Raw genomic sequence first — 295 nt, forward strand, 5'->3', positions numbered from 1 at the left:
GATCCGCCGGCTGGAAAAGGAACTGGAGGACATAAAGTCCCAGATCACCCAGCTGGACGCCAGGGAAAAAACGTATCTGGAGGATCAGAAGCCCGCCCTCCTGCAGGCTGTGGAGGTCCTTGGCTCCTATAACGCCAACTTTAACGTGCGCCGCTGCGCGGCCGTCACTGACAAAAAGGAGCATCCCTTCTATATTTTATGCGGCTGGACCACTGAGACCGACGCCAGGGCCCTCCAGAAGGAGCTGGAGGAGGATGCCTCCACCTTCTTCGTCATCGAGGACAGCCGGGAGCAT

General features: G+C 58.3%; 1 protein-coding gene. It reads left to right on the forward strand.

Going from position 1 to position 295, the window contains the following annotated elements; all coding sequences use genetic code 11:
* Positions 1-295: hypothetical protein (locus PZH32_RS13275; protein ID WP_275208726.1), on the forward strand; the 295-nt coding region annotated here is incomplete at both ends.

This window comes from Adlercreutzia equolifaciens, from assembly GCF_029076695.1.
GTDB classification, from domain to species: domain Bacteria; phylum Actinomycetota; class Coriobacteriia; order Coriobacteriales; family Eggerthellaceae; genus Adlercreutzia; species Adlercreutzia equolifaciens_A.